Here is a 5,592-nt window from a genome sequence, read left to right on the forward strand (position 1 = left end):
CCACGCCCGCTACGGCGACGGCCCGGACGCCCTGCACCTGTTCGTCGCCCACCTGGCCCTGAGCCACCGGGCGCGGATGCGTCAGTTCGACTATCTCAGCGAGATCATCCAGCCGCTGCGCCACGTGGTGGTGATGGGCGACCTCAACTGCACGCCGGAGCAGCTGCACTCGCATTCGCGCTTTTGCGCCTCGCTGCCGCTGCATCCCGTGCGTCCGCTGCTCAGCTACCCCTCCTGGCAGCCGCGCCGCGCGCTGGACCACATCCTGCTCTCCGATTCGCTGGAGGCGCGGGACGTGCGCGTGCTCGATCACCTCTTCTCCGACCACCTGCCGATCGCCGTCGACGTCGCACTGCCGTCATCCTGCCAGGCGGTGCTGGAGGCGCTGCACAAGAAGCAGACCCTCTAACAGCCGGGGCGTTGAGGACCAGGGATGACGCCCGCGGCGGAATCGGCGATGATGCGGTCCCTGAATTCGCTTCGACACGAGACCCTCCATGCCTACCGCGAACCGTGATCCGGTCCTGCTCGCATGGCTCGACGGCTTTACCGAGGTCGTGGGCCGCTCCATCGCCTGGCTGGTGATCATCATGATGGCCGTACAGTTCGCCATCGTGGTGATGCGCTACGTCTTCAGCATCCATAGCATCGTGATGCAGGAATCGGTCATGTACATGCACGCCATGGTGTTCATGCTTGGGGCCGCCTGGACCCTGCGTCACGACGGCCATGTGCGCGTCGACATCTTCTACCGCAAGCTCTCCGTCCGCGGCCGCGCCTGGATCGACCTCGGCGGCACGCTGTTTCTGCTGTTCCCGGTGGTGCTGTTCATCGCCTGGTCGAGCTACGGCTACGTGCGCAGCAGTTGGGCGATCCTCGAGCGCTCCCCCGACGGCGGCATCCCCGGCGTCTATCTGCTCAAAACGCTGATCCTGGTGATGATGGCGCTGCTGCTGGTGCAGGGCGTGGCTCAGGTGATGCGTCAGATTCTGATCCTGCGCGGCAAGGCGCCGGGTAATACTCCCGACCACGACGAGGTAGTCTGACGTGGAAGCCCTGCTCGAGTTCATGCCGCTGTTCCTGTTCCTCACTGTCTGCGCCGTGCTGATGCTGGGCTATCCGGTGGCCCTGGCACTGGCCGGTACCGCGCTGATCTTCGCCGGCCTCGGCCACCTGCTGCTGCAGATGGGCGTGCCGGTGCCCTTCGAGGCGCGCATGATGGGTGCGATGCCCAACCGCCTCTACGGCATCATGACCAACCAGACCCTGCTGGCGGTGCCGCTATTCGTGCTGATGGGGGTGCTGCTGGAGAAGTCCCGCGTGGCCGAGACCCTGCTCGACGCCATGGCGCTGCTGTTCGGCACCCTGCGCGGCGGCCTGGGCATCTCGGTGATCCTGGTGGGCATGCTGCTGGCCGCCTCCACCGGCATCGTCGGCGCCACCGTGGTCACCATGGGCCTGCTGTCGCTACCGACCATGCTCAAGCGCGGCTACTCGCCGGCGCTTGCCACCGGCAGCATCTGCGCCACCGGCACCCTGGGTCAGATCATCCCGCCTTCCATCGCCCTGGTACTGCTCGGCGACGTGCTTTCCAACGCCTACCAGCGCGCCCAGTTGGCCATGGGCGTGTGGAGTCCCAAGACCGTCTCGGTGGGCGATCTGTTCGTCGGCGCGCTGATTCCCGGCCTGCTGCTGGTGGTGGCTTACATCCTCTACATGATGATCGTCGCGTGGCTGAAGCCGGAAAGCGCTCCGGCCGCCGATCGGGACGTGCTGAAACAGGAGCTGGGCCACACCGGCAGCATCCTGCCGCTGCTGATCAAGGGGCTGATTCCCCCGGTGCTGCTGATCGTCGCCGTGCTGGGCTCGATCCTGGGCGGTTTCGCCACCCCCACCGAGGCCTCGGCGGTGGGCGCCACCGGCGCCTTCCTGCTGGCGCTGGTCAACCGCCGGATGAACCTGCCGATGCTGCGCGAGGTGGTGTTCACCACCACCAAGGTCACCAGCATGGTGTTCCTGATCCTGATCGGCGCCGCGCTGTTCTCGCTGGTGTTCCGCGCCTACGGCGGCGAGGAGCTGGTCAAGGAGATGTTCGAGGCGCTGCCCGGCGGCGTGGTCGGTGCCACCCTGGTGGTGATGCTGGTGATCTTCCTGCTCGGCTTCATTCTCGACTTCATCGAGATCACCTTCGTGGTGGTGCCGATCGTCGGCCCGGTGCTGCTGATGATGGGCCTCGACCCGATCTGGCTGGGCATCATGATCGCGGTGAACCTGCAGACCTCGTTTTTGACGCCACCGTTCGGCTTCGCGCTGTTCTACCTGCGTGGAGTGACGCCGGAGTCGGTGCCGACCTCGGCGATCTACCGCGGCGTGGTGCCCTTCATCCTGATGCAGCTCGGCATGCTGGGGGCGCTGGCTCTGTTCCCGGGGCTGGCCACCTGGCTGCCTTCGGTATTGAGGTAAGCTTGGCCCGGTCTTGAGCCTGGCTTGGTCTGACATTACTGGCAGAGCGGGGCCAGCCACGCCTGGGCCAGGTAGAGCACTACGGCGTAGCGCGTCCCCTTGGCCACGGTGATCAGCAGGATGGCCCGCCACCAGGGCAGGCGGAAGATGCCGGCCAGCACGGTGAGCGGGTCGCCGATCACCGGTGCCCAGGAGAGCAGCAGGCTCCACTCGCCGAAGCGGTGATACCAGCCCTCGGCGCGGTCCAGGCCCTGGGGCGAGGCGGGAAACCAGCGGCGGTCCTGGAAACGGCGCGCATAGCGACCCATCCAGACATTGACCAGACTGCCCAGGGTATTGCCCGAGGTGGCCACCAGCCACAGCGCCAGCACCGGCTGTCCCAGGCACCACTGGCGCGCCAGCCACACCTCGGAGCCACCCGGCAACAGGGTGGCACTGACGAACGCCACCACGAAAAGACTCAGCATCCAGCCCCCTACACACCGCCATTCTGTTTGCGAGAGGACGCCATGACGACCCACCGCCCCGCTCCCAATGCGCTCACCATCGCCGGCTCCGATCCCAGCGGGGGTGCCGGCATTCAGGCCGATCTCAAGAGCTTCTCGGCGCTGGGCGCCTATGGTACCAGCGTCATTACCGCGCTGACCGCCCAGAACACCCGCGGCGTGCGTGGTGTGCAACCGATACCGGTGGAGTTCATTTGTCTGCAGCTCGAAACCCTGCTCGATGACGTGACCATCGATGCGGTGAAGATCGGTATGGTTGCCAGCCGCGAGGTGGCCGAGGCCATCCGCGACGCACTCGAGGCCAGGCGCCCCCGCTGGGTCGTGCTGGACCCGGTGATGGTGGCCAAGAGCGGCGACATCCTGGTCGACGACGTGGGTATCGCCGCAGTGCGCGAGGTGCTGGTTCCGCTGGCCGACCTGATCACCCCCAACCTGCCCGAGGCCGCGGTGCTGCTGGGACGTTCGGCGCCGGCCAGCCGCGACGAGATGCTGGCCATGGCACCGGCGCTGGCCGGCCTGGGCGCCGGCGCCGTGCTGCTCAAGGGGGGCCATCTGCGCGACGAAAGCTGCCCCGACCTGCTGATCGAGGCCGGCGAGAGCCGTTGGATCGAGGGCACCCGCATCGCCACCTCCAACCTGCACGGCACCGGCTGCTCGCTCTCTTCCGCCATCGCCGCCCGCCTCGCCCTGGGCGATGAGCTGCCCGCCGCCATCGCCGCTGCCAAGCGGTGGCTCGAGACGGCGCTGACCGAGAGCCGGCGGCTCGCGGTGGGCCAAGGCCACGGGCCGGTTCACCACTTCCATCGCTGGTGGTAACGAAACGGCCTTGCAGCCTCGCCAAGTGGCGCCCATGCTGAAGTCTGCCTCGCCAGGCTCATCGCATCGGAGAGACGCCATGACCCAGACCCTGCTGTTCGCCTGCGACCTTTCGGCCGAGAACCGCGCTGCCTTCGCCCGGGCCATTCGCCTGGCCACCGAGAGCGGCGCACGCCTTGACGTGATCCACGTTCTCGACCCCTATCTGCCGCGCCGCGTGCTGCACGATCTCGAGGCCGCCGTGGTCGACGACATGCAGGCCATCATGACGGACATCCGCGAGGACTATGCCCTGCCGGAGCCCAGCGTCTTGCTGCAGACCGTGGCCGGCGCCACCTATGCCGAGATCGTCCGCGAAGCCCACGACCGTGAAGTGGACATGATCGTGCTCGGCTCTCACCGCAAGCGCGGGCAGAACGATCTGATCGTCGGCACCACCCTGGCTCGCGTGCTGCGCAGCGCGCCCTGTCCGGTACTATCGGTGATCCAGCCGGCCAACCGCGACTGGCAGGAGGTGCTTCTGCCCGTGGACTTCTCGCTGGCCAGCCGCAACACACTGCGCGAGGTGCTCAAGCGCTTCCCCGAGAGCCACCTGACCCTGCTGCACGCCTGGGACATCCCCGGCGAACGCGAGATGGGCTCCGACAGTGACTATGCCCGCTGGCGCGACCGCGAGGTGGAGCGCCTGCGCTGCCAGCTCGAACGCGAGACTGACCAACTGATGGGCGAGCTCGACAGCGTGCCCGACGTCGACCTGGTGTTGGAACAGGGCGACCCGCTGGAAGTGCTGGTCACCCGACTGCGGCGCCAGCCGCCCGACCTGCTGGCGCTGAGCAGCCGCGGTCAGTTGGGGCGTCAGAGCCCCATCACCGAGGCGCTGCTGGCGGAGCCGCATTGCGACATCATGTTGTGCCGCGCCTGGTAACACCCTCTGCCGGGCGTGATACCCTTTCGACCAACTTGAGTCAGAAAGGGAAACTCGCCGCATGAAGGCCCTGATACAGCGCGTGCGACGCGCCAGCGTGACGGTGGACGAGCGAACGGTGGGCGCCATCGATCATGGCCTGCTGGCCCTGGTGGGCGTGGAGAAGGGCGACGACGAAGCCGCCGCCGAGCGCCTGCTGCACAAGCTGCTGCGCTACCGGGTGTTCAGCGACGAGGCGGGCAAGATGAACCTCGACCTGCAGCAGGTCGAAGGCGGGTTGCTGCTGGTCTCGCAGTTCACTCTGGCCGCCGATACCCGCAAGGGGCTGCGCCCGAGCTTCTCCAGCGCCGCGCCGCCGGCAGACGGCGAGCGGCTGTTCCACTACCTGCTCGACCGCGCCCAGGCGACCTGGCCCAGGGTCGAGAGCGGTGAGTTCGCCGCCAACATGCAGGTCGAGCTGATCAACGACGGGCCGGTAACGTTTCTGCTAGAGAGCTGAAGGCACCATGCTAGCCGTATCCCGCGGCTGATCCGGGGACAGGCCATATTTCAAGCCCCACTTTCGAGCAGCTCCGCCTCCATCGCCTCGAGCGCCTCTTCAGCGGCCAACCAATCGGCTTCCAGCGTCTCCAGCCGTGACTTGAGCTCGCCCTGCCGGGCCAGCCGCTCGGTGAGCTCGGCCTTGCGCGCCGGGTCGGTGTAGAGCTCAGCCTCACCCAGCGCCTCCTCCACCGCAGTCAGCTCCGCCTGGGCCTTCTCCAGCGCCTGCTCGGCGCGGTCGCGCGCCTTCTTCAGCGGCCGTAGCTTCTCGCGCAGCTCGGCGGCGGCGCGGCGGCTCGCCTTGCGGTCCTCCTTGGGCGCGGCGCTCTCCGCTCGCGATAT

7 protein-coding genes and 1 pseudogene are annotated in these 5,592 nt (G+C 67.6%); 6 read left to right on the top strand and 2 right to left on the bottom strand.

Translation table 11 applies throughout. The features are described from left to right. From B8115_RS00500 to B8115_RS00510, 3 genes are all read left to right on the top strand, one after another. On the top strand, window positions 1-409 hold a 409-nt coding region (locus B8115_RS00500), incomplete at its 5' end, for an endonuclease/exonuclease/phosphatase family protein (RefSeq protein ID WP_010625766.1). Between the two features lie 88 nt (window positions 410-497). Next, entirely contained in the window at window positions 498-1,046 is a 549-nt protein-coding gene (locus B8115_RS00505; RefSeq protein ID WP_010625767.1) for a TRAP transporter small permease subunit, read from the top strand. 10 nt (window positions 1,047-1,056) lie between these two features. Beyond that, window positions 1,057-2,463 carry a TRAP transporter large permease subunit gene (locus B8115_RS00510; RefSeq protein WP_026037782.1) on the top strand — a complete coding sequence of 469 codons (1,407 nt, stop codon included), beginning with the start codon at window positions 1,057-1,059 and terminating at the stop codon, window positions 2,461-2,463. A 35-nt stretch (window positions 2,464-2,498) separates the two neighbouring features. Here the strand turns inward: B8115_RS00510 and B8115_RS00515 are convergent, their stop codons facing one another. Further along, a complete protein-coding gene (locus tag B8115_RS00515; protein WP_010625769.1) occupies window positions 2,499-2,930 on the bottom strand; it encodes a YqaA family protein in 432 nt (143 codons plus the stop codon). A gap of 42 nt (window positions 2,931-2,972) precedes the next feature. Between B8115_RS00515 and thiD the strand changes: the two genes are divergently transcribed. From thiD to dtd, 3 genes are all read left to right on the top strand, one after another. Further along, a complete protein-coding gene (thiD, locus tag B8115_RS00520) occupies window positions 2,973-3,785 on the top strand; it encodes a bifunctional hydroxymethylpyrimidine kinase/phosphomethylpyrimidine kinase (RefSeq protein ID WP_010625770.1) in 813 nt (270 codons plus the stop codon). 79 nt (window positions 3,786-3,864) lie between these two features. Continuing rightward, the gene (locus tag B8115_RS00525) at window positions 3,865-4,710 is read left to right on the top strand and encodes a universal stress protein (RefSeq protein WP_010625771.1); all 846 of its coding nucleotides are present in this window, start codon (window positions 3,865-3,867) and stop codon (window positions 4,708-4,710) included. 61 nt (window positions 4,711-4,771) lie between these two features. Beyond that, window positions 4,772-5,209 carry a D-aminoacyl-tRNA deacylase gene (gene dtd / locus B8115_RS00530; protein WP_010625772.1) on the top strand — a complete coding sequence of 146 codons (438 nt, stop codon included), beginning with the start codon at window positions 4,772-4,774 and terminating at the stop codon, window positions 5,207-5,209. Window positions 5,210-5,259: 50 nt separating this feature from the next. Here dtd and B8115_RS00535 read toward each other — a convergent pair. Then, window positions 5,260-5,592, bottom strand: a pseudogene (locus B8115_RS00535) (ABC transporter ATP-binding protein); the annotation flags it as partial.

This window comes from Halomonas sp. KM-1 (genome assembly GCF_000246875.1).
GTDB classification, from domain to species: Bacteria; Pseudomonadota; Gammaproteobacteria; order Pseudomonadales; family Halomonadaceae; genus Halomonas; species Halomonas aerodenitrificans.

Coding starts and splice junctions, on each gene's coding strand:
- B8115_RS00505 (WP_010625767.1), top strand. CDS start 498: ATGCCTACCGCGAACCGTGATCCGGTCCTGCTCGCATGGCTCGACGGC.
- B8115_RS00515 (WP_010625769.1), bottom strand. CDS start 2,930: ATGCTGAGTCTTTTCGTGGTGGCGTTCGTCAGTGCCACCCTGTTGCCG.
- thiD (WP_010625770.1), top strand. CDS start 2,973: ATGACGACCCACCGCCCCGCTCCCAATGCGCTCACCATCGCCGGCTCC.
- B8115_RS00525 (WP_010625771.1), top strand. CDS start 3,865: ATGACCCAGACCCTGCTGTTCGCCTGCGACCTTTCGGCCGAGAACCGC.
- dtd (WP_010625772.1), top strand. CDS start 4,772: ATGAAGGCCCTGATACAGCGCGTGCGACGCGCCAGCGTGACGGTGGAC.